Source organism: Pseudomonas sp. HY7a-MNA-CIBAN-0227 (assembly GCF_040310325.1).
Classification (GTDB): Bacteria; Pseudomonadota; Gammaproteobacteria; order Pseudomonadales; family Pseudomonadaceae; genus Aquipseudomonas.
The window spans coordinates 186,473-206,694 of the sequence record NZ_JBEOPT010000004.1; the positions used below are offsets into that span (position 1 = coordinate 186,473).

Annotated in this window: 21 protein-coding genes; 11 read left to right on the forward strand and 10 right to left on the reverse strand. The window is 60.5% G+C overall.

The genetic code is table 11. From position 1 onward, the window contains the following. Window positions 1-81: 81 nt before the first annotated feature. Genes AAEZ06_RS08935 through AAEZ06_RS08945 form a run of 3 tightly spaced genes read right to left on the reverse strand, consistent with a single transcriptional unit; the run spans window position 82 to window position 3,625 of the window. The gene (locus AAEZ06_RS08935; protein WP_133101244.1) at window positions 82-354 is read right to left on the reverse strand and encodes an oxidative damage protection protein; all 273 of its coding nucleotides are present in this window, start codon (window positions 352-354) and stop codon (window positions 82-84) included. Continuing rightward, window positions 351-1,418, reverse strand: coding sequence for an A/G-specific adenine glycosylase (gene mutY / locus AAEZ06_RS08940; RefSeq protein ID WP_350613940.1), 1,068 nt, complete (start codon window positions 1,416-1,418; stop codon window positions 351-353). The genes AAEZ06_RS08935 and mutY overlap by 4 nt, the downstream gene beginning before the upstream one ends. Next, on the reverse strand, window positions 1,415-3,625 hold the full coding sequence (locus AAEZ06_RS08945) for an AsmA family protein (protein WP_350613942.1): 2,211 nt from the start codon (window positions 3,623-3,625) through the stop codon (window positions 1,415-1,417). The genes mutY and AAEZ06_RS08945 overlap by 4 nt, the downstream gene beginning before the upstream one ends. Window positions 3,626-3,971: 346 nt before the next feature. On the opposite strand from AAEZ06_RS08945, the gene AAEZ06_RS08950 reads away from it, so the two are divergent. The 7 genes from AAEZ06_RS08950 (at window position 3,972) to AAEZ06_RS08980 (ending at window position 9,757) form a co-directional block, all read left to right on the forward strand. Beyond that, window positions 3,972-5,633 carry an OFA family MFS transporter gene (locus AAEZ06_RS08950; protein ID WP_350613944.1) on the forward strand — a complete coding sequence of 554 codons (1,662 nt, stop codon included), beginning with the start codon at window positions 3,972-3,974 and terminating at the stop codon, window positions 5,631-5,633. Window positions 5,634-5,803: 170 nt separating this feature from the next. Next, window positions 5,804-6,397, forward strand: coding sequence for an imidazoleglycerol-phosphate dehydratase HisB (gene hisB, locus AAEZ06_RS08955; RefSeq protein WP_350613946.1), 594 nt, complete (start codon window positions 5,804-5,806; stop codon window positions 6,395-6,397). After that, window positions 6,397-7,035, forward strand: coding sequence for an imidazole glycerol phosphate synthase subunit HisH (gene hisH, locus AAEZ06_RS08960; protein WP_133101249.1), 639 nt, complete (start codon window positions 6,397-6,399; stop codon window positions 7,033-7,035). Before hisB ends, hisH begins: the two co-directional genes overlap by 1 nt. Then, on the forward strand, window positions 7,035-7,292 hold the full coding sequence (locus AAEZ06_RS08965) for a DUF2164 domain-containing protein (RefSeq protein WP_149411317.1): 258 nt from the start codon (window positions 7,035-7,037) through the stop codon (window positions 7,290-7,292). The genes hisH and AAEZ06_RS08965 overlap by 1 nt, the downstream gene beginning before the upstream one ends. Before the next feature lie 39 nt (window positions 7,293-7,331). Beyond that, the gene (gene hisA, locus AAEZ06_RS08970) at window positions 7,332-8,081 is read left to right on the forward strand and encodes a 1-(5-phosphoribosyl)-5-[(5-phosphoribosylamino)methylideneamino]imidazole-4-carboxamide isomerase (RefSeq protein ID WP_149411316.1); all 750 of its coding nucleotides are present in this window, start codon (window positions 7,332-7,334) and stop codon (window positions 8,079-8,081) included. An 83-nt stretch (window positions 8,082-8,164) separates the two neighbouring features. Next, window positions 8,165-8,935, forward strand: coding sequence for an imidazole glycerol phosphate synthase subunit HisF (hisF, locus tag AAEZ06_RS08975; RefSeq protein WP_133101251.1), 771 nt, complete (start codon window positions 8,165-8,167; stop codon window positions 8,933-8,935). Between the two features lie 66 nt (window positions 8,936-9,001). Continuing rightward, window positions 9,002-9,757: a substrate-binding periplasmic protein gene (locus tag AAEZ06_RS08980; RefSeq protein ID WP_149411315.1), complete on the forward strand. Its 756-nt coding sequence runs from the start codon at window positions 9,002-9,004 to the stop codon at window positions 9,755-9,757. On the opposite strand, the gene AAEZ06_RS08985 is transcribed toward AAEZ06_RS08980, so the two are convergent. From AAEZ06_RS08985 to gpmI, 4 genes are all read right to left on the reverse strand, one after another. Further along, a complete protein-coding gene (locus AAEZ06_RS08985) occupies window positions 9,754-10,533 on the reverse strand; it encodes a divergent polysaccharide deacetylase family protein (RefSeq protein WP_149411314.1) in 780 nt (259 codons plus the stop codon). The two genes, AAEZ06_RS08980 and AAEZ06_RS08985, sit on opposite strands and share 4 nt — an antisense overlap. Before the next feature lies 1 nt (window position 10,534). Beyond that, complete coding sequence (locus tag AAEZ06_RS08990; protein ID WP_149411313.1) at window positions 10,535-11,842, reverse strand: S41 family peptidase; 1,308 nt, start codon at window positions 11,840-11,842, stop codon at window positions 10,535-10,537. A 31-nt stretch (window positions 11,843-11,873) separates the two neighbouring features. Beyond that, window positions 11,874-13,160 carry a murein hydrolase activator EnvC family protein gene (locus AAEZ06_RS08995; protein WP_350613951.1) on the reverse strand — a complete coding sequence of 429 codons (1,287 nt, stop codon included), beginning with the start codon at window positions 13,158-13,160 and terminating at the stop codon, window positions 11,874-11,876. 137 nt (window positions 13,161-13,297) lie between these two features. Further along, on the reverse strand, window positions 13,298-14,824 hold the full coding sequence (gene gpmI / locus AAEZ06_RS09000) for a 2,3-bisphosphoglycerate-independent phosphoglycerate mutase (protein WP_350613952.1): 1,527 nt from the start codon (window positions 14,822-14,824) through the stop codon (window positions 13,298-13,300). 151 nt (window positions 14,825-14,975) lie between these two features. On the opposite strand from gpmI, the gene AAEZ06_RS09005 reads away from it, so the two are divergent. From AAEZ06_RS09005 to secB, 3 genes are read left to right on the forward strand one after another with little or no spacing between them, the layout of a single operon-like run. Continuing rightward, window positions 14,976-15,389, forward strand: coding sequence for a rhodanese-like domain-containing protein (locus tag AAEZ06_RS09005; RefSeq protein WP_149411310.1), 414 nt, complete (start codon window positions 14,976-14,978; stop codon window positions 15,387-15,389). 1 nt (window position 15,390) lies between these two features. Then, entirely contained in the window at window positions 15,391-15,645 is a 255-nt protein-coding gene (gene grxC / locus AAEZ06_RS09010; protein WP_133101258.1) for a glutaredoxin 3, read from the forward strand. Between the two features lie 42 nt (window positions 15,646-15,687). Then, on the forward strand, window positions 15,688-16,173 hold the full coding sequence (gene secB, locus AAEZ06_RS09015; RefSeq protein ID WP_133101259.1) for a protein-export chaperone SecB: 486 nt from the start codon (window positions 15,688-15,690) through the stop codon (window positions 16,171-16,173). Between the two features lie 43 nt (window positions 16,174-16,216). On the opposite strand, the gene AAEZ06_RS09020 is transcribed toward secB, so the two are convergent. Further along, window positions 16,217-16,672 (reverse strand): tRNA (cytidine(34)-2'-O)-methyltransferase, encoded by a 456-nt coding sequence (locus AAEZ06_RS09020; RefSeq protein ID WP_149411309.1) that lies wholly within the window; start codon window positions 16,670-16,672, stop codon window positions 16,217-16,219. On the opposite strand from AAEZ06_RS09020, the gene AAEZ06_RS09025 reads away from it, so the two are divergent. After that, window positions 16,671-17,111, forward strand: a complete 441-nt coding sequence (locus AAEZ06_RS09025) for a hypothetical protein (RefSeq protein WP_149411308.1) — start codon at window positions 16,671-16,673, stop codon at window positions 17,109-17,111. The genes AAEZ06_RS09020 and AAEZ06_RS09025 overlap by 2 nt on opposite strands. Before the next feature lie 468 nt (window positions 17,112-17,579). Here the strand turns inward: AAEZ06_RS09025 and ntrC are convergent, their stop codons facing one another. Then, on the reverse strand, window positions 17,580-19,016 hold the full coding sequence (gene ntrC / locus AAEZ06_RS09030; protein WP_149411307.1) for a nitrogen regulation protein NR(I): 1,437 nt from the start codon (window positions 19,014-19,016) through the stop codon (window positions 17,580-17,582). Continuing rightward, the gene (gene glnL / locus AAEZ06_RS09035) at window positions 19,013-20,098 is read right to left on the reverse strand and encodes a nitrogen regulation protein NR(II) (RefSeq protein WP_149411306.1); all 1,086 of its coding nucleotides are present in this window, start codon (window positions 20,096-20,098) and stop codon (window positions 19,013-19,015) included. The genes ntrC and glnL overlap by 4 nt, the downstream gene beginning before the upstream one ends. Window positions 20,099-20,222: the final 124 nt, after the last annotated feature.

Here is a 20,222-nt window from a genome sequence, read left to right on the forward strand (position 1 = left end):
TTTCAGGGGGTCGTCAAGCAAGTTTTCAAAAAATATTTAATTATTACCGTCGCTTACGGGCCAATCCCCCATTTTGATCACTTATTCAGCAGGTGGTACGTAGCCGTCGGCCTTGGCGTAATCCTCGCCGGAAAAGAACTTGTCCATCTCGCCCTGAAGGTATTTGCGGTCTTCGGCGTTCATCATGTTCAGGCGTTTTTCGTTGATCAGCAGGGTCTGGTGCTTTTGCCAGTCGGCCCAGGCTTTGGCGGAGACGTGATCGTAGATGTCCTGGCCCTTGGCGCCGGGGAACGGGGCGCGTTCTAGGGCGGGCAGTTCTTCGTGGTACTTGCGGCAGATGATGGTGCGGGTCATGACGAAACTCCTGCGTTCAATACTTCAGCCGCGCGCTTCAGCAGTTTTTTCACCGGGGCGGCAAGGCCCAGGCGCGGCGGGGTGGCGAGGTTATACCAGAGCCAGTCGGCCTCGGCCACGTGATGAGCGGATTCCTCGACCTGGACCAGCCAGGGTTCGATAGCCAGTTGGAAGTGGCTGAAGGTGTGGATCAAGCTCGGTAGCTCCTGGTGCCTGCCCAGTGCCAGCGAGTGCTGGTTGGCCAGGTGTTCCAGGTCGTTCAGGTCATCGAGCTCCGGCAAGCTCCAGAGGCCGCCCCACAAACCCGTGGAAGGGCGGCGGTAAAGCAGGATCGCGCCTTCGCCGTTGGCCAGCAGCGGCATCAGTGTGCGCTTTTGTGGCACGGTCTTGCGCGGCTTGGGGATCGGGTAGCGTGTCTCCAGGCCCAGCATGTGGGCTTCGCAGCCTTTTTCCAGCGGGCACAGTAGGCAACTGGGTTTACTGCGGGTGCAGAGGGTGGCACCCATGTCCATCATCGCCTGGGTGTAGGCGTTGACGCGGTCGTGAGGGGTGAAGCGCTCGGCGGTGGCCCACAGCTGCTTGGCGACCTTGGGCTCGCCTGGGTAGCCCTCCTGGGCAGTAAAGCGCGCCAGCACCCGCTTGACGTTGCCATCCAGGATTGGCGCCCGCAGGCCCATGCTCAGGCTGGCAATGGCACCTGCGGTGGACAGGCCGATACCTGGCAGCTCGATGAGTTTCTCGACATTCTTGGGAAACTCGCCGCCGTATTCGGCAACCACGATTTTCGCGGTCTTTTGCAGGTTACGGGCCCGGGTGTAGTAACCCAGCCCTGTCCACAGGTGCAGTACTTCGTCTTCCGGCGCTGCGGCCAGGGCTTCGACCGTTGGCAGCGATGCCATGAACCGGTCGAAGTAGTTCAGTACGGTGCTGACCTGGGTCTGCTGCAGCATGATTTCCGAGACCCACACCCGGTAAGGGGTGATGCCCTGTTGCCAGGGCAAGTCATGGCGACCGTGGCGGTCGTACCAATCCAGCACCGCGGTGGAAAATTGCTCGGTTCTCATCGATTGAACAGGCCTTTCAGAGCGTCTTTGAGCTTCGGGTTGACCTTGTCGAGCTTCTCTTCAAGCTTTTCGCTGAGCTTGTTGCCCGCCGCCTTGACGGCGACCTGGCCCAGGCCGTCCTTGTCCAGACGGCAGGCCTTGGCGCCCAGTTCCAGCGGGCCACGGCAGCGCAACGGAACTTCGATGCCTTGGAAGTTGGAACCCACCTGGCAGGCCGGGTCCGGCATGTCGCGCTTGTCGCCTTCGACGATGATGCCGACGCGGTAATCCATGCCCAGCACCCGCAGGTCGACGTCACCGTTGCCGTTGACGGTCATGCCAGGGATGCGCACTTTCAGGTCCGGGTTGCTGGCGACGCCGTTACGGAATGTCAGGTTGCCCTTGAGCTCCTGGAATGGCGTGTCCTTGCCCCGTGGCTCGCTGGTGAGGGTTTTGCGGTTGAGCAGGGCAATGCCGGTGCACAGCTGTTGCTCAAGGTTTGCGTTAAGCAGCACGCCATTGTTGATCACAAAGCTGGCGGTGCCATTGAGGCTGTCGATCAGCGCTTTCTGGCTGTTGCCGCGACCGCTGAGATTGCTGTCGAGGGTGATCTGGCCCTTGACCGGCGGGTTCTGCCCCTGGCTTTGCAGGATGCGCTCAACCGGTACTTGCTTGATGTGGGTTTGCAGCGCCAGTACCGGCACATCCTCACGCACATCGAGGTTGCCGTTGGCCTGGAAGGTGCCGTTATAGAGGCCACCGCTCAAGGTATCAAGCTTGAGCTGGCCGCCTTGGCCGGAGGCTTTCAGGGCGGCGTTCTGGATCGGCAGTTTGCTCAGGGTCAGTTGGCCGAACGACAGGTCGGCATCCACGTCCAGGGTGCGCAGGCGGGTCAGCGGCAGCAGCTTGTCTGTGCTCCAGGCGCCCTTGGTCGGGGCGTCCGGCAGCGGCGTGGTGCCGCCGGCGGCCATGGCGCCCGCTTCACTGCTCTGCACTTCAGCCTGGCGAGCGACCGCTGCGCTGTTGGCAGCCTCGGACTTGGCCGGTAGATAGTTGTCGGCGTTGAAGGTGTCGGCCTTGAGTTGTACCCGCAGGGATTGCTTGGTGAAATCGTCCACGGCTACGCGACCGGTGAAGGTGCTGGCGTCGAGTTTCAGGTTCAGGTCTTCCAGGGCCATGCTGGTAGGCGTGCCCTTGAGGCGGCTGACCAGCTCGACCTTGCTCAGGCTGCCCTCGGCCATGGCTGGCAGGGGTTGGCCGACGCTGTCGAGGAACTTCGCCAGGTCAAACTGGGCAACCGACAGGGCGCCGCTGATCTGTGGGGTCTTGTCCAGGTCGTTGACCTTCAGTTCGCCAAGGGCGCGCAGTTGGTTAACCGAGAACTTGAGGTTGGTCCATTCGGCAATGTTGGCCGACATGTCCACCAGCAACTGGCCCTGGGTGGCGAAGGTTATGGTCTTGCCTTGCAGCGGCTCGCCGGTGGCTTCGCCTGCGACTTTCATGTCTTCGAACTGATAGCGCTTGAGGGCGCGATCAAAGCGCAGTGCGCCGCTGAGTTCGCTCTTGACCCGCATGACCGGCTGGTTGCTGCCGAAAAACGCGGTGAGCTTGATCGGGATGCTGGTGCCTTCATGCACTGCGCCGGTGCTCAGCTGGATACTTTCGGCGCTGTACTGCCTGCCGGTTTGTTCGTCGTTGTATTCGATGCGGGCGTTGTTGACCGTCAGGCTGTCGATGTCCAGGCGGACCGGTTGCGCCGGTTTTTCCGGGGTTGGCGCAGTAGCCGGCACCGCAGCAGTTGGCGCTTCGGTGCTGGCGGCAGGTGCGGCCTTGCCGATGTCTTCCCAGTTGCCGTGGCCCTGCTTGTCGCGGTTGAGGCGCAGGTTCAGGCCTTCGACACGCACATCGCTCATCTGCACTTCGCGGCGCAGCAGCGGCAGCACCCGCACCGACAGGCCGAGCATCTGCAGGTCGGCGAACGGTTGGGTCGGGTTGCTCAGGGTCGCAACGCTGGCCTCGTGCAATTCAAGGCCCAGCCATGGGAACAGGCTCCAGCCGATATCGCCATTGAGCGTCAGCTCGATGTGGGCCTTGTCGCGGGCAATCTGGCGAATCTCGTCTTTGTAGTCGTTGGGATCGAAGAGATGGGTCAGGGCAAAGCCTAGAGCCACAATGATCAGCAACAGCCCGAGAAGTACCAGACCCAGGATTTTGCCGAACGCTTTCATGGGCGAGTCCTTGTATGTCGATTTCAAAATTTAGCCGCAGAGTATAACGCCCGCAGGCCCGCGACTGTGCACGGATCGTTACATTGTATCTAGAGGCCCCTGCTGATCCCCGTGGGCACGGTAAAACGGAATCCTGGCGTCAGAAAAAACAGATAGACCAAAAAAGGTGATGTCAGTTTGGTTTTTCTGTCATCCACAGATGCTAATCTGCGCGCGTTCGTCCGCCTTCTGCGACTTAACGTCGCGCTTCAATGGAGCTTCACTCAACAAAACGGCCACGCTTTGCGTGCAAGGCCGAGGGAGAGAGCGCCTGACGGACACATACTAATAACTGGGGGAAACACCAATGAGCACTAGCACTGCGGCAGGTCATATTGCCGCACAGCCTGCTTTCCTGTCCAAGGAACGCATTATCGCCAAGCCGGGGTTCAACCGCTGGCTGGTACCACCGGCCGCCCTGGCCATCCATTTGTGCATCGGTATGGCCTATGGCTTCTCGGTGTTTTGGTTGCCGCTGTCCAAAGCCCTGGGCGTCACCGCGCCGGTCGCTTGTACGCCGGACATGAGTTTTATCGCGCAAATTCTCTCTTCCCAGTGTGACTGGCCCATCTCCATGTTGGGCTGGATCTACACCCTGTTCTTCATCTTCCTAGGCTGCTCGGCAGCGATCTGGGGCGGCTGGCTGGAACATGCCGGGCCGCGCAAGGCTGGCGTCGTGTCGGCGCTGTGCTGGTGTGGCGGTCTGCTGATCTCAGCGTTGGGGATCTATACCCACCAGATATGGCTGATGTGGATCGGCTCCGGGGTCATTGGCGGTATCGGCCTGGGCCTGGGCTACATCTCGCCCGTTTCGACCCTGATCAAGTGGTTCCCGGACAAGCGCGGCATGGCCACCGGGATGGCGATCATGGGCTTCGGCGGCGGCGCGATGGTGGGTGCTCCGTTGGCGGCAGCCCTGATGGGCCACTTCGGTTCGCCGACCGGCGTTGGCGTTTGGCAGAGCTTTCTGGTGATGGCTGCGATCTATTTCGTGTTCATGATCGGTGGCGCCTTGTCCTACCGCGTTCCGCCCACCGGTTGGAAGCCTGAAGGCTGGACGGCACCTGCGAAAAAAGCCAGCAATTCGATGATCACCCACCGTCACGTGCACGTGAACGTGGCCTGGAAAACTCCGCAATTTCGTCTGGTGTGGCTGGTGCTGTGCCTGAACGTGTCCGCTGGCATCGGCATCCTTGGCATGGCTTCGCCGCTGCTGCAGGAAGTGTTTGGTGGCAAGTTGCTGGGTAATGACCTGGCGTTCGGCCAACTGGATGCAGGGCAACTGGCTTCCATTGCTGCCATCGCTGCCGGTTTCACGGGTCTGCTGAGCCTGTTCAACATCGGTGGCCGGTTCTTCTGGGCGTCGTTCTCCGACTACCTGGGCCGTAAAAATACCTACTTCGTGTTCTTCGCCCTGGGCTTTGCCCTGTATGCATTGATCCCGAACCTGGGCCATCTGGGCAACGTGGCACTGTTCGTCGCGGCGTTCTGCATCATCCTGTCGATGTACGGCGGCGGTTTCGCTACCGTCCCGGCCTACCTGGCGGACCTGTTCGGTACGCAAATGGTCGGCGCGATCCATGGCCGTCTGCTGACGGCGTGGGCGGCGGCGGGCGTGTTGGGCCCGGTGCTGGTCAACTACCTGCGTGAGTATCAGTTGAGCATCGGCGTGGAGCGCGCTGCAGCCTATGACATCACCTTGTACATCCTCGCCGGCCTGCTGGTGTTGGGCTTTGTCTGCAACATGCTGGTACGTCCGGTGGCAGACAAGTACTTCATGACCGACGCTGAACTGGCCGCCGAACAGGCACTGGGCCATGACAAGGGCGCCGATTCCAGCACAGTGCTGGAATGGAAAGCCTCTTCAGGCAGCGTGCCGTTGGCTGTGGCTGCCTGGCTCGCGGTAGGTATTCCGTTGGCGTGGGGTGTTTGGGTGACCCTGCAGAAGACGGCGGTACTGTTCCACTAAGCAGACCGTCAAGCGGGCGCACCATCCTGGAGCGCCCGCTTGTACTGACATGTCTATCCCCGACACCCTTCGCTTCAACTCATCAGTCTTATCCCCTCCGATGTTTCTGTTTAGCGCTCGCGCCCCTATAATGGCTGCCTTTTTCGCCCAATGATTTTGCGGAGCTGGTGATGGCCGAACGTAAGGCGTCAGTCGAGCGCGACACTCTGGAAACCCAGATCAAAGCCTCGATCAACCTGGATGGCACCGGAAAGGCCCGATTTGATATCGGTGTTCCTTTTCTTGAGCACATGCTGGACCAGATCGCCCGTCACGGGCTGATCGACCTGGATATCGTAAGCAAGGGCGACCTGCATATCGACGACCACCACACCGTGGAGGATGTCGGTATCACCCTGGGTCAGGCCTTCAGCAAAGCCATCGGCGACAAGAAAGGCATCCGTCGCTACGGTCACGCCTATGTGCCGCTGGATGAAGCGCTGTCGCGGGTGGTTATCGACTTCTCCGGCCGCCCAGGCCTGCAGATGCACGTAGCGTATACCCGCGCCACCGTCGGCGGTTTTGACGTTGACCTGTTCCAGGAATTTTTCCAGGGCTTCGTCAACCACGCCAACGTCAGCCTGCACATCGATAACCTGCGTGGCACCAACACCCACCACCAGATCGAGACCGTGTTCAAGGCCTTCGGTCGTGCCCTGCGCATGGCTGTGGAACTGGATGAGCGCATGGCTGGGCAAATGCCGTCGACCAAGGGCGTCCTGTAATGCAGACGGTCGCGGTTATCGATTACGGCATGGGTAACCTGCACTCGGTGGCCAAGGCTCTTGAGCACGTAGGCGCTGGCAAGGTGTTGATCACCAGCGATGCCGAGGTGATTCGCGAAGCCGACCGGGTGGTGTTTCCCGGTGTCGGCGCAATTCGCGACTGCATGGCCGAGATTCGCCGCCTGGGCTTCGACGCCCTGGTGCGCGAAGTCAGCCAGGACCGTCCGTTTCTTGGTATCTGCGTGGGCATGCAAGCCTTGCTCGACAGCAGTGAAGAGAATAACGGCGTCGACTGCATCGGCCTGTTCCCTGGGCAGGTGAAGTTCTTCGGCAAAGACCTGCATGAAGACGGCGAGCATCTGAAAGTCCCGCACATGGGCTGGAATGAAGTTCGCCAGACCGTGGATCACCCGCTGTGGCACAACGTCCCTGACCTTGCGCGCTTCTACTTCGTCCACAGCTACTACATCGCCGCCGGTAACCCGCGCCAGGTGGTAGGTGGCGGACACTACGGCGTCGACTTCGCCGCGGCCCTGGCCGATGGGTCGCGCTTTGCGGTGCAGTTCCACCCGGAGAAGAGCCATACCCATGGCCTGCAGTTGCTGCAGAACTTCGCTGCCTGGGACGGGCGCTGGTAATGGCCAAGAAGGCCAAGCCGCCGATCCTCAACCTCACTCCCCAGCAGGAGAGTGAGGCCACGGACAAGATCAAACGTTTCATGGAGGAGCGCTTCGAGCTCAAGCTCGGCTCGTTCGAGGTGGCGGAAGTCCTCGAACTGTTCACCACTGAAATTGCTCCGCACTATTACAACAGGGCGATTTTCGATGTGCAGACGCACCTTAAAGAAAGGTTCGAAAGCATCGAAAGCGACTTGTGGGCGCTCGAAAAACCCTGATTTTCCGAGCAATGCTGAATATCGAATAAGGTTTGCCAGATGCTGATTATTCCCGCTATCGATCTCAAGGACGGCGCCTGCGTACGTCTGCGCCAGGGCCGCATGGAAGATTCCACGGTGTTCTCCGATGACCCGGTGAGCATGGCTGCCAAGTGGGTGGAAGGCGGTTGCCGCCGTCTGCACCTGGTGGACTTGAACGGCGCCTTCGAAGGCCGCCCGGTCAACGGCGAAGTGGTCACTGCCATCGCCAAGCGCTACCCGAACCTGCCGATCCAGATCGGTGGCGGTATCCGCTCCCTGGAAACCATCGAGCATTATGTGAAAGCGGGCGTCAGCTACGTGATCATCGGCACCAAGGCCGTGAAAGACCCGGCGTTTGTCGCTGAGGCTTGCCGCGCGTTCCCGGGCAAAATCATTGTCGGCCTGGACGCCAAGGACGGCTTTGTCGCCACCGACGGCTGGGCTGAAATCAGCACTGTACAGGTCATTGACCTGGCCAAGCGCTTTGAAGCCGACGGCGTGTCTGCCATCGTTTATACCGACATCGCCAAAGACGGCATGATGCAGGGCTGCAACGTGCCGTTTACCGCCGCGTTGGCCGCAGCAACGAAGATCCCGGTGATCGCTTCCGGCGGTATCCACAACCTGGGCGATATCAAGTCGCTGCTGGACGCCAAAGCGCCAGGAATTATCGGCGCTATCACGGGCCGCGCGATTTATGAGGGCACGCTGGATGTGGCCGAAGCCCAAGCCTTTTGTGATGGCTACGCGGTCAGCTCCAAGTCGTAAGCTGCAAGCTGCAAGTAAAAGAAAATCTGCTTCTACTTGCAGCTTGTAGTTTGAAGCTTGCAACTCTTATCGGAGATAAGCCCATGGCGCTGGCCAAACGCATCATCCCTTGCCTGGACGTCGACAACGGTCGAGTGGTCAAGGGCGTCAAGTTCGAGAACATCCGTGACGCCGGCGACCCGGTGGAAATCGCCCGTCGTTACGACGAACAGGGCGCCGACGAGATTACCTTTCTCGACATCACCGCCAGCGTCGATGGTCGCGACACTACGCTGCATACCGTCGAGCGCATGGCCAGCCAGGTGTTTATCCCGCTGACTGTCGGCGGCGGTGTGCGCACCGTGCAGGACATCCGCAACTTGCTCAACGCGGGTGCCGACAAGGTCTCGATCAACACTGCAGCGGTGTTCAATCCGGAGTTTGTCGGCGAAGCGGCGCAGCACTTTGGCTCGCAATGTATCGTCGTTGCTATCGACGCCAAAAAAGTCTCAGGCCCTGGCGAACCCCCGCGCTGGGAAATCTTCACACACGGCGGTCGCAAACCTACCGGGCTGGACGCGGTGGAGTGGGCGATGAAGATGGAAGCCCTGGGCGCCGGTGAAATCCTGCTGACCAGCATGGACCAGGACGGCATGAAAAACGGCTTCGACCTGGGTGTGACCCGCGCCATCAGTGATGCCCTGGGCATTCCGGTGATCGCGTCGGGCGGTGTCGGCAACCTGCAGCACCTGGCCGACGGCGTTATCGAAGGCCACGCCAGTGCGGTACTGGCGGCGAGTATTTTCCACTTTGGCGAATACACGGTGCCCGAGGCCAAGGCCTACATGGCCGCACGCGGCATCGTCGTTCGCTAAACGTCACTGGACACCATGGCAGGCTCGCGGCACTCTTGGGCTTGCCATGGATTTCGGTAACTCTTCATGTTCAAAGACCTTCTTCTTGCCCTTGCCAGCATCTCGATTTTGTTGGCAGGTTCGGCCCAAGCCGCAGAGCGGCCTGACGCCTCCCTGGTGCTGCTGACGGAAAATTTCCCGCCCTACAACATGGCGAAAAACGGCAAGAACTTCGCCAAGGACGAGAACATCGAAGGTATTGCCGTGGACATCGTCCGCGAGACCTTCAAGCGTGCCGGTATTCCCTACAACCTGACCCTGCGCTTCCCTTGGGAGCGAATCTACAAGCTCGCCCTGGAAAAACCGGGTTACGGTGTGTTTGTGATGGCGCGCCTGCCGGATCGCGAAGCGTTGTTCAAGTGGGTTGGCCCCATCGGCCCAGACGATTGGGTGCTGCTGGCCAAGGCCGACAGCAAGATTCAGCTGACAGACCTTGAGCAGGCCCGGCGCTACAGAATCGGCGCTTACAAGGGCGATGCCATTGCCCAGACCTTGGAAAAACAGGGGCTCAAACCGGTGATTGTGCTGCGTGACCAGGACAACGCGCAAAAACTGCGCGATGGCCAGATCGACCTGTGGGCCACCGGCGACCCGGCCGGACGTTACCTGGCGCGGCAGGTCGGCATTACCGGGCTCAAGACCGTGCTGCGCTTCAACAGTGCCGAGCTATTTCTGGCACTGAATAAGGACGTGTCTGATGAGGTGGTGGCCAAGTTGCAGGTAGCGCTTGATCAGCTCCGCAAGGACGGCGTGGTGGACGAGATCATGGCGCGGTATCTCTAGCGGTAAGCCCCATTCTTCCCGTGCCCGGCCATGGCCTTATTACTGCGCACACTGATCATCAATTTTATATCAATCCACTCGATGCCCTGGGCCTTGAGCTTGGGCAGTTCGCGCTCAAGCACCGCCAGGGTTTGCGGGTAGGGGTGGCCGATCATTACCGCCGAGCCCTGTTTATGAGCCAGCTTGATGGCGGTCTGCAGTTGCGTAGTAATCGCCGCTTCGGTGCGCTCGTCATCAAGGAATACGTCCCGCGAAACGCTGGCCAGGCCGATCTTCTGCGCCTCGGCGGCGGCCACGGTCTTGGCACTGGTGCGGCTGTCGACGAAAAATTTTTGACGGCGCTGCAACTCACCCATTAGCCAGGCCATGGCTTCAGGTTGCGCGGTCATGCGGCTGCCCATGTGGTTGTTGATGCCAGCGGTGTAGGGCACGGCCTTGAAGGCAGCGTCCAGGCGCTTGCCCAGCTCTTCGATGGGCAACTCCGGATGCCAGGCGAAGGGACCGGTGGCGGGGTCCATGGGCATGTGCAGGATGACGATCTTGCCGGCACGGTGGGCTTCGCGGGCGAATTCGGCGGCATGGGGTGTATCGGGCATGATCGCCGTGGTAACCGGGCCGGGCAGCGCCAGCACGCGCCGATCTCGCGGCAGGTTCTGGCCCAGGTCGTCGATGATCAAGGTCAGGTAGGCTTTGTGGGGGGAGGGTGTAACGCTGGCAGGGTTGCCTTGGGCAACCCCCACACAGCACAGCAGAGCGATGATCAGTCCACAGCGCATATCAACGGCTGCGGGTGATGCTCAAGCCCTTGAGCAGGCTCAAGGCCTGGGCCAACTGGTAGTCATCGTCCTGTGGCATCGGCTTGGCTTTGGTACCGCTGCCGGTTGGCTGGTCGGCACCGCCGTTGCCATTGCCCAGGTGACCCTGCAAGTCGGCTTCCTTGAAGTACTCGCTGTCCTGCTCGTTGGTGATCTTGGCCCTGCGCACTTCGATGTCCGGCACGATGCCCTGGGCCTGGATCGAGCGCCCGTTCGGCGTGTAGTACAGCGCCGTGGTGATCTTTAGTGCGCGCTCGTTGTTCAGCGGCAGCACGGTTTGTACCGAACCCTTGCCAAAGCTGGTGGTGCCCATCAGTACGCCGCGTTTCTGGTCTTGCAGGGCGCCGGCGACGATTTCCGAAGCCGAGGCACTGCCGCCGTTGATCAGCACCACCATTGGCACGCCTTCGCTCAGGTCGTTGCCGGTGGCCGAGAAGCGCAGTTCGGAGTTGGCGATACGGCCCTTGGTGTAGACGATCAGGCCCTTGGTGATGAAGTGGTCGACCACTTCCACTGCCGACTGCAGCACGCCGCCTGGATTGTTGCGCAGGTCGAGGACGATGCCGCTGAGTTTCTTGCCGTTGTCCTTGCGCATCTTCGCCAGGGCCGTGGCCACTTCGTCGCCGGTCTTGACTTGGAACTGGGTGATGCGGATGTAACCGTAACCCGATTCCAGCAACTGGCTCTTCACGCTCTTGACCGTGATGGTCGCCCGCGCCAGGGTCACGTCAAACGGGGTGCCGCCGTCGCGCACCAGGGTCAGGGTGATTTTCTGGCCGATCTTGCCACGCATTTTGTCGACGGCTTCGGTCATGGTCTGGCCACGGGTCGGCTGGCCGTTGATCTTGACGATCAGGTCGCCGGCCTGGATTCCGGCCTTGGAAGCGGGAGTATCGTCGATGGGCGAGACCACCTTGATGACGCCGTCCTCGGCGCCCACTTCAATCCCCAGGCCACCGAATTCGCCGCTGGTGCTTTCCTGCAACTCGGCAAAGTCTTCCGGGCCCAGGTAGGCGGAGTGCGGGTCGAGGTTGCTGAGCATGCCCTTGATGGCATTTTCCAGCAGGGTCTTGTCGTCCACGGGTTCGACGTAGGCTGCCTTGATCCGGTCCATGACCTCGGCAAAGGTGCGCAATTCGTCCAGCGGCAACGGTGCCTTGGTGGTCGCGGCCGTGGCTGTCTGAGCGGTCTGGTCGGCGAATGCCAAAGGCGCGCCGATCACCAGAGCGATCGTCAGGGCCAGCGAAGTGAGGCGGGACAAATGCAGCATGTCGAACGAACTCCTAATGTAGGTACGGCCCTTATCCTTGGGCGCGACACCATTGTGCAGGGTCGCTCGGGCGACCCTGCTGACGAATAGCGAAGTACAGCGCCGGGGTATCCTGGCCACCACTGTTACCGACAGTGGAGATGGATTCACCGGCTTTTACAACATCACCTGCCGCTTTGAGCAAAGTCTGATTGTGGCCGTAAAGGCTCAAATAGCCATTGCCGTGGTCAAGAATCACCAGCAAACCGGCGCCGCGCAGCCAATCGGCAAACACCACGCGGCCACCGTGAACGGCGTGCACCTGGCTGCCGGCGGAGGCACTGATCATCACGCCATCCCACTTGGTGCGGGTGTCATCGCCACGGGTTTGACCAAAGCGTGCAAGCAATCGACCATCAACTGGCCATGGAAGTTTGCCGCGAGCTGAAGCAAAAGGTCCGCCAAAGGATTCGCCTGCGCTGGAAACCAGTGGGCCAGGGGCTGCGCGCGCCGGTTTACGCGGGGCGTCGGTGGCGACCGCCTCGGCCTCACGCTGGCGCTTTTTTTCTGCTTCCTGCTGGGCGATCAGCGCTTTTTGCCGCGCCTCTTCAGCCTCACGAGCCTGGCGTGCCAGGGTTTCCTCGATGGTTTTCAGTACTTTACCCAGGTCGGCCTGGTCTTGCTGACGGGCCTGTAGCTTGGCATCGCGGGCCTTCACGTCATTGTTGAGCTTGGCCAGCGCCTGCTGGCGCTCCTTGCGGACCTTGTCCAGCTCATCGCGCTGGGTGTCGAGGCTGCTTTTCTGCTCCAGCAATTGCGTCTGTTGCTGGGCGATTTCCTGCTCGACATTGGCCAGCTGGCGCAGGGTCTCGTTGAAGCTTTGCAACTGCTCCAGGCGGGCCTTGCTCAGATAGTCATAGTAAGTGAGGGTGCGGGCGAATTTTTCCGGGTTTTGCTGGTTGAGCAGCATCTTGAGGTATTCCTGGCGGCCGTTCTGGTAGGCGGCGCGGGCCTGGATCGCGATCAGGTGTTGCTGTTCAACGCGGGCGCTCTGGAGTTTTTTTTTCTCACCGTCGAGCCGCTCCAGTTCCGACTCGCTCTTCTTTAGTTCTTTTTGCAACTCCTGGACCTGCTTCTCCAGGTTGCCCATCTCTGTTTCCGTACCGCGCAGGTCTTTCTGCACGCCGGATTTTTCTTCCTGGAGTTTGCCGAGGAGTTTCTTCAGCTCAGTAATGTCCTGACGCGTGGCGTCCAACTGTTGTTGGGTTTGCGCGCGCTCGTCGGCAAAGGCCGGTTGGAGCAGGCAGGCAAGAGCAAGGGTAAGCAAGGCGCGAAGCATAGAGGCGGGCGACACCAGGGAAAGGGACGGCCTAGTATGCCCGCCAAGCGCTGCAAAAAAAACGCCTCAAAGCCAACTGCTTTGAGGCGTTCGTCATAAAAAGCCGTTTATGGCGGTTTCATCGGTCGGTTTTGCGGTTAAACCAATATCGAAGTGCCAGTCATCTCTTTCGGCTTCTCCAACCCCATCAACATCAGCATGGTCGGTGCCACGTCTGCCAACACGCCGCCTTCACGTACTTTCAGGTCGCGCTTGCCGACGTAGATGAACGGTACTGGCTCGGTGGTGTGGGCGGTATGTGCCTGGCCGGTGGATTCGTCGGACATTTGCTCGCAGTTGCCGTGGTCGGCGGTGATCAGCGCTTCGCCGCCGACTTTTTCCAGTGCCTCGACGATGCGACCCACGCACAGGTCCAGGCATTCCACTGCTTTGACTGCCGCTTCCAGGTTGCCGCTGTGGCCGACCATGTCGCCGTTGGCGTAGTTGACGACGATCACGTCATAACGCTGGTGCTCGATGGCATCGACGATCTTGTCGGTGACTTCTGGTGCGCTCATTTCCGGCTGCAAGTCGTAGGTGGCGACTTTTGGCGACGGGATCAGGATGCGTTCTTCGCCCGGGAACGGTTCTTCGCGACCGCCGGAGAAGAAGAAGGTCACGTGGGCGTATTTCTCGGTTTCGGCGATACGCAGTTGGGTCTTGCCGTTTTTTGCCAGGTAATCACCCAGCACGTTCTCCAGGCTGCCTGGGGCAAAAGCCGACGGGGCCGGGATGTTGGCGGCGTATTGGGTCAGCATGACAAAGTGGGCTTTTGGCTGACGGGCGCGCTCGAAGTCCTTGAAGTGCTCATCGACAAACACATGGCTCAGCTCACGGGCGCGGTCGGCGCGGAAGTTCATGAACACTACGGCGTCGCCGTCTTCCACTTTGACCGGCTCACCGATGGTGGTGGCCTTGACGAACTCGTCGCTCTCGCCACGGGCATAGGCGGCTTCCAGGCCTTCCTGGGCGGTGGCGGCGTTGAACTCGGCGTTGCCGTCGACAATCAGGTTGTAAGCCTGGGAGACGCGATCCCAGCGGTTATCACGGTCCATGGCAAAGTAACGGCCTACCAGGCTGGCAATACGGCCCTTGCCGAGGGTCTTGAAGGCTTCGTCCAGCAGTTCGATGGACGATTGCGCGCTTTTCGGTGGGGTATCGCGGCCGTCGAGGAAGGCGTGCAGGTAGATCTTTTCGGCGCCGCGCTTGAAGGCTAGTTCGGCCATGGCGATGAGGTGGTCCTGATGACTGTGTACGCCACCGTCCGACAGCAGGCCCATGAAATGCACGGCTTTACCGGCAGCGACGGCTTTATCCACCGCTGCGCAGATGGTCGGGTTCTCGAAGAACTCACCGTCGCGGATGGATTTGGTCACTCGGGTGAAGTCCTGGTATACCACTCGTCCGGCGCCCAGGTTCATATGGCCGACTTCCGAATTGCCCATTTGACCGTCCGGCAGGCCTACATCCATGCCCGAACCCGAGATCAGGCCGTTCGGCACCGTGGCGCTCAGACGGTCCAGTACAGGCTTTTTGGCCGAGTACACGGCGTTGTCGTGGTGGCTTTCACTGTGTCCGAAGCCATCGAGAATTATCAGGACCAAAGGTTTAGGCGTGGTAGTCATAGATCCTCTCGCGGCGGTATTAAAGGAAGGCAATTGAAAAGGGAGTGGCAGTTTAAAGCGAAGTTCCGGTGGCGTCACCGCTTTACGGGGGTTGGCCGGCCATGGTGGCTGTGTATACTTACCGCCATTTTAACGCCCTGGAACCTCCTTGATGGTTGATCACCTGATTGCATTCGCCACTTCCCACTATTTGCTCGTCGGTGCCTTCGTCATATTGCTGGCGCTGCTGATCGCTCACGAAATGAGCCGCGGTGGCCGCAGCCTCAGTACTGCTGAGCTGACCGCGCTGGTCAACAAGGATGAGGGCGTTGTGGTCGACATTCGTCCGGCCAAGGATTTCGCCGCCGGTCACATTGTTGGCGCGCTGAACATTCCCCAGGACAAGCTGATTGCACGCCTCGGCGAACTGCAAAAGCACAAGGACAAGACCATCATCCTGGTCGACGCCCAGGGCCAGCACTCCGGTGGTCACGCCCGCGAGATGCTGAAATCCGGTCTCACCGCCGCCAAGCTGTCGGGCGGTATCTCCAGTTGGCGCGCCGATAACCTGCCATTGGTGAAGTGATATGAGCCAGGTTGTCGTGTATTCCAGCGATTGGTGCCCTTACTGCATGCGGGCCAAGGCCTTGCTGGAAAAGAAGGGCGTTGCCTTCGAAGAGATCAAGGTCGATGGCAAGCCACAGGTGCGCGCCGAAATGGTCCAGAAAGCGGGACGCACGTCCGTGCCGCAAATCTGGATCGGCGCCCGGCACATCGGTGGATGCGACGACCTGTTCGCCCTGGAGAGCGCTGGTAAATTGGATGCGCTGCTTCACGTCTGACTCCTAAACCCTAAAAGACCCCAAGATCAAGAAGGATCTGCGATGACTGACCAACAGAACACCGAAGCGGCAGCAGAAGAGGCTCAAGGCCCACAATTTTCCCTGCAGCGCATCTACGTGCGTGACTTGTCGTTCGAAGCGCCAAAAAGCCCGGCGATCTTCCGCCAGGAGTGGACGCCAAGCGTCGGCCTGGATCTGAACACCCGTCAAAAGGCACTGGAAGGCGACTTCCACGAAGTCGTACTGACCCTGTCGGTCACCGTCAAGAATGGCGAAGAAGTAGCCTTCATCGCTGAAGTGCAACAGGCCGGTATCTTCCTGATCCAGGGTCTGGACGAAGCATCCATGAGCCACACCCTGGGCGCGTTCTGCCCGAATATCCTGTTCCCGTATGCCCGAGAAACCCTGGACAGCCTGGTCACCCGTGGCTCGTTCCCGGCGTTGATGCTGGCTCCGGTGAACTTCGATGCCCTGTATGCGCAAGAGCTGCAGCGCATGCAACAGGAAGGCTCGCCGACGGTTCAGTAATACGTCGATGCAGCCAAAAAAAGCGCCGTTGCCGGCGCTTTTTTTATTTGAAGCCCAACTGCCGCCAACCTTCGTAGACGGCGATGGCTACGGTGTTGGACAGGTTCAGGCTGCGGCAGCCTTCGCGCATCGGCAGACGCAGGCGATGGCCATCGGGCAGGGCGTCGAGCACGTCCGCCGGCAGGCCCCGGCTTTCCGGGCCGAACAGGAAGGCATCGCCTTCGGCAAAGCTGGCATCATGAAATGGCCGCGAGCCCTTGGTGGTGAAGGCGAACAGTCGCGGATGGTTCAGGCTTTCCAGGCAGCTGGCGAGGTCTGCGTGGCGTTGCAGGGTGGCGTACTCGTGGTAGTCCAGGCCCGCCCGACGCAGGCGCTTGTCGTCCATGTCAAAGCCCAAGGGTTCGATCAAATGCAGGTGGCAGCCACTGTTGGCGCACAGCCTGATAACGTTGCCGGTATTCGGCGGAATTTCTGGTTGAAAAAGGATGACGTGAAACATGCACGGCTCCGAAGGCAAAGATGCGCTGCATTCTACCCCTGAAGAAGATCCCAGGCCGAAGCTATTGCCACGGGTTTTGGGTTCGTTGGCGATTGTCGGGTTGATGGTGGGTTTGATGATTGGTCGTTTGACCACTGCGGACCCTGTTGAGCTGCAACAGGTGGAGCCGACGGCCGATGGTCTGCTGGTATGGTTCAACAGCGAACCCAAGCTCCATGGCGAACACATTGATGGCACCGTGGCGCTGTTGTTCGACGCGCTGGGCAAGGCTCAGGGCGGACAACTGAAGGTCAGCGACAAGGATGTGAACTGGCGGGTACGCAAGACCGACGGTGGCTTGCTGCTGAACCTGGTGGCGGCTCGGCCATTGCGCGGTGAATGGTCGGGAGAGAAGGTCGATGGCCGCTGGCGGCTCAAGATCCATCTCCAGGAGCAATAAAAGAGGGAATCCCCGGCCTGCCTGTACCAAGGTTCCCAAAACGGGCTGGGGCTACGGGCGAGTCGCCTCATAAGCCCCGGGTGTAAAGAAGGGAGTTCCCGGCCTGCCTGTACCAGGGCTCCCAAAACGGTTTGAAGCGCGACGCGGATCGCATCAAGCACCCCGGATGTAAAGAAGGGGATTCTCGGCCTGCCTGTACCAAGGTCCCCGAAACTGGGTAGTGATAGAGGTATTGCAGGGGGCGTGCCAACGTTGTTCAGGTGTGCCAAAAAAACTCAGCAAGAAGCGAAAAGCCCCGGGTTACGGGGCTTTTGCGTTTTCAGCGCTTAAGAGTTTTTAAGCAGTGCAGGCGTTTAACGCCTGGGGTTTGTGCGCGGTGCTGGATCGTGGTGCATTGAAGCGGTGCACGTTTTGATCGCGGGCAAGCCCGGCTCCACACTGGATCTTCGGTGTGTTGGAGGGCGCAAATCAGCCCTCGTCGCCCTCGTCATCATCCCCGCCATCGACCTTCATCCCCAGCTCCTTGATCTTGCGGGTCAAGGTATTGCGGCCCCAACCCAGCAATACGGCGGCGTCGCGACGGCGGCCGGCAGTATGCTTGAGGGCGGTTTCGATCATGATCCGCTCAAAGGCCGGCACGGCACTGTCCAGCAGGTTCGACTGGCCGCGTGCCAGCGCCTGGTCAGCCCATTGGCGCAGCGCCTGCTCCCAGTTGGTCACGGGTGCTGAATCCTGCGGTAGGCTCAGCAGTTCCGGCGGCAGGTCGCTGATGTGCACTTCGCGCCCGGACGCCATCACCGTGATCCAGCGGCAGGTGTTTTCCAGCTGACGCACGTTGCCCGGCCATGGCAGGTTCTTCAGGTATTCCTCGGTTTCGGTCTTCAGCAGCTTCGGTTCGACTGCCAGCTCCTGCGCGGCGCGGGCGAGGAAGTGGCGGGCCAGGGTCGGGATGTCTTCGCGGCGGTCCGACATCCGTGGGATATGGATGCGGATCACGTTGAGGCGGTGGAACAAGTCTTCACGGAATTTCCCGGCCTGCACCAGGGCTTCCAGGTTTTGGTGAGTCGCGGCGATGATCCGCACATCGACCTTGACCGGCGTATGCCCGCCGACCCGATAGAACTCGCCGTCCGCCAATACTCGCAGCAAGCGGGTCTGGGTATCGGCCGGCATGTCGCCGATTTCATCGAGAAACAGCGTGCCGCCATCCGCCTGTTCAAAACGGCCACGACGCAGGTTGGCCGCACCTGTGAACGCGCCTTTTTCATGGCCGAACAGCTCGGACTCCATCAAGTCCTTCGGGATCGCCGCCATGTTCAAGGCGATGAACGGCGAAGCCGCCCGTGGGCTGTGCCGGTGCAGGGCGTGGGCCACCAGTTCTTTACCGGTACCGGACTCGCCGTTGATCAGCACGGTGATGTTGGAATGGCTCAAGCGCCCGATGGCGCGAAACACTTCCTGCATTGCCGGCGCTTCACCGATGATTTCCGGGGTGCGGGTCAGGGTTGGCACAACCTCTTGGCCTTGCTGTTCCTGGGCGTGCTGGTTGGCGCGCTTGACCAGCGCGACGGCTTCGTCGACGTCAAACGGCTTGGGCAGGTATTCAAAGGCGCCGCCCTGATAGGAGGCGACAGCGCTGTCCAGGTCCGAATGCGCGGTCATGATGATCACCGGCAAGCGCGGGTGCTGCTCGCGAATTCGCGCCAGCAAGTCCAGGCCACTGGCGCCGGGCATGCGGATGTCGGAGATGATCACGTCGGGCTGTTGGCGGACCAGGCGGCTCATCACCCCGTCGGCGCTGTCGAAGCTCTGGGTGGTCATGCCTTCCTGTTGCAAGGCTTTCTCAAGGACCCAGCGGATGGAGCGGTCGTCATCGACGATCCAGACAGTTTCACTACGGCTCATGTCGATGGGGCTCCTTGTTCCAGTGGCAGGAAGATCGAGAACGTGGTGTGGCCAGGATGGCTTTCACATTCGATCAGGCCCTGGTGCTGGCTGATGATGTTCTGGGTAATGGCCAGGCCCAGCCCGGTACCGTCCGGGCGGCCGCTGACCATGGGGAAGAAGATGGTTTCCTGCAATTGGGCAGGAATGCCTGGACCGTTGTCGATGATCTCGACCTTGGTCACCAGGCGATGGCGCACATGGCCGATGGTGAACTGGCGCAGGGCGCGGGTGCGCAGGCTGATGCGGCCCAGGCGCAGCTCGTTCTGGCTGCTGATGGCCTGCATGGCGTTGCGCACGATATTGAGCACCGCCTGGATCATCTGTTCGCGGTCGATCAAGACGTCGGGAATACTCGGGTCATAGTCGCGCACCAAGGTGATGCAGCCCTGGCTTTCAGCTTCTACCAGATGGCAGACGCGCTCCAGCACTTCATGGACGTTGGTCATCGCAAGCGACGGTAGCTTGTTGGAGCCGAGCATGCGGTCCACCAGGTTACGCAGACGGTCAGCCTCTTCGATGATGACGTTGGTGTAGTCCTTGAGGCTCTCGTCCGGCAGCTCACGGGCCAGCAACTGTGCGGCCCCGCGAATCCCGCCCAGTGGGTTTTTGATCTCATGGGCCAGGCCGCGCACCAGCATTTTGCTGGTTTCCTGCTTGGACAGTTGCGCCTCCTCCTTGGTGATCCGCAGCAGGCGGTCACGAGGATGGACTTCCAGCAGCAGCAAGGTAGTGCCGTTGCTCAGGATGGGTGTAACCGCGTAGTCGACCGTCAGGGTCTGGCCGGTGAGGGCGGTGAGCATCGCTTCGCGTTTGGTGAACGGGTGCGCCTGCTCCACGGCCTGACGCAAGGAACTCAGGGCCTCAGCCGACTCAGTGAACAATTCGCTGATGAACTGCCCATGGCTGCGCTGACCGCTGATGGCCAGCAGCATCTCTGCCGCGGGGTTCATGTACTCAAGACGCAGTTCGTCGTTGAGCAGGATGGTCGCGGTGGTCAGGTTGTCGAGTAGCAAACGGTGCAGTGCGTCGCTGATGGTCATTAGGACCTCTTTTGGAGCAAGGCGCAGGCTTGAGGCATGCGCTGATACAAGGAAAATGCAAAAACCAAACCAAGGCTCCGAAAAGAAGCGTTAAAGCCCTGAAATAAGGGTTTAAGGCGCGAAA

Bases quoted from the DNA above. Each gene is read 5' to 3' on its own strand.
- mutY (WP_350613940.1), bottom strand. From the start codon at position 1,418: ATGAGAACCGAGCAATTTTCCACCGCGGTGCTGGATTGGTACGACCGC.
- AAEZ06_RS09025 (WP_149411308.1), top strand. From the start codon at position 16,671: ATGCACGGCTCCGAAGGCAAAGATGCGCTGCATTCTACCCCTGAAGAA.
- AAEZ06_RS08945 (WP_350613942.1), bottom strand. From the start codon at position 3,625: ATGAAAGCGTTCGGCAAAATCCTGGGTCTGGTACTTCTCGGGCTGTTG.
- AAEZ06_RS08990 (WP_149411313.1), bottom strand. From the start codon at position 11,842: ATGCTGCATTTGTCCCGCCTCACTTCGCTGGCCCTGACGATCGCTCTG.
- gpmI (WP_350613952.1), bottom strand. From the start codon at position 14,824: ATGACTACCACGCCTAAACCTTTGGTCCTGATAATTCTCGATGGCTTC.
- hisH (WP_133101249.1), top strand. From the start codon at position 6,397: ATGCAGACGGTCGCGGTTATCGATTACGGCATGGGTAACCTGCACTCG.
- glnL (WP_149411306.1), bottom strand. From the start codon at position 20,098: ATGACCATCAGCGACGCACTGCACCGTTTGCTACTCGACAACCTGACC.
- AAEZ06_RS08985 (WP_149411314.1), bottom strand. From the start codon at position 10,533: ATGCGCTGTGGACTGATCATCGCTCTGCTGTGCTGTGTGGGGGTTGCC.
- hisB (WP_350613946.1), top strand. From the start codon at position 5,804: ATGGCCGAACGTAAGGCGTCAGTCGAGCGCGACACTCTGGAAACCCAG.
- AAEZ06_RS08965 (WP_149411317.1), top strand. From the start codon at position 7,035: ATGGCCAAGAAGGCCAAGCCGCCGATCCTCAACCTCACTCCCCAGCAG.
- grxC (WP_133101258.1), top strand. From the start codon at position 15,391: ATGAGCCAGGTTGTCGTGTATTCCAGCGATTGGTGCCCTTACTGCATG.
- hisF (WP_133101251.1), top strand. From the start codon at position 8,165: ATGGCGCTGGCCAAACGCATCATCCCTTGCCTGGACGTCGACAACGGT.
- AAEZ06_RS08995 (WP_350613951.1), bottom strand. From the start codon at position 13,160: ATGCTTCGCGCCTTGCTTACCCTTGCTCTTGCCTGCCTGCTCCAACCG.
- AAEZ06_RS09020 (WP_149411309.1), bottom strand. From the start codon at position 16,672: ATGTTTCACGTCATCCTTTTTCAACCAGAAATTCCGCCGAATACCGGC.
- ntrC (WP_149411307.1), bottom strand. From the start codon at position 19,016: ATGAGCCGTAGTGAAACTGTCTGGATCGTCGATGACGACCGCTCCATC.
- hisA (WP_149411316.1), top strand. From the start codon at position 7,332: ATGCTGATTATTCCCGCTATCGATCTCAAGGACGGCGCCTGCGTACGT.
- AAEZ06_RS08935 (WP_133101244.1), bottom strand. From the start codon at position 354: ATGACCCGCACCATCATCTGCCGCAAGTACCACGAAGAACTGCCCGCC.
- AAEZ06_RS09005 (WP_149411310.1), top strand. From the start codon at position 14,976: ATGGTTGATCACCTGATTGCATTCGCCACTTCCCACTATTTGCTCGTC.
- secB (WP_133101259.1), top strand. From the start codon at position 15,688: ATGACTGACCAACAGAACACCGAAGCGGCAGCAGAAGAGGCTCAAGGC.
- AAEZ06_RS08980 (WP_149411315.1), top strand. From the start codon at position 9,002: ATGTTCAAAGACCTTCTTCTTGCCCTTGCCAGCATCTCGATTTTGTTG.
- AAEZ06_RS08950 (WP_350613944.1), top strand. From the start codon at position 3,972: ATGAGCACTAGCACTGCGGCAGGTCATATTGCCGCACAGCCTGCTTTC.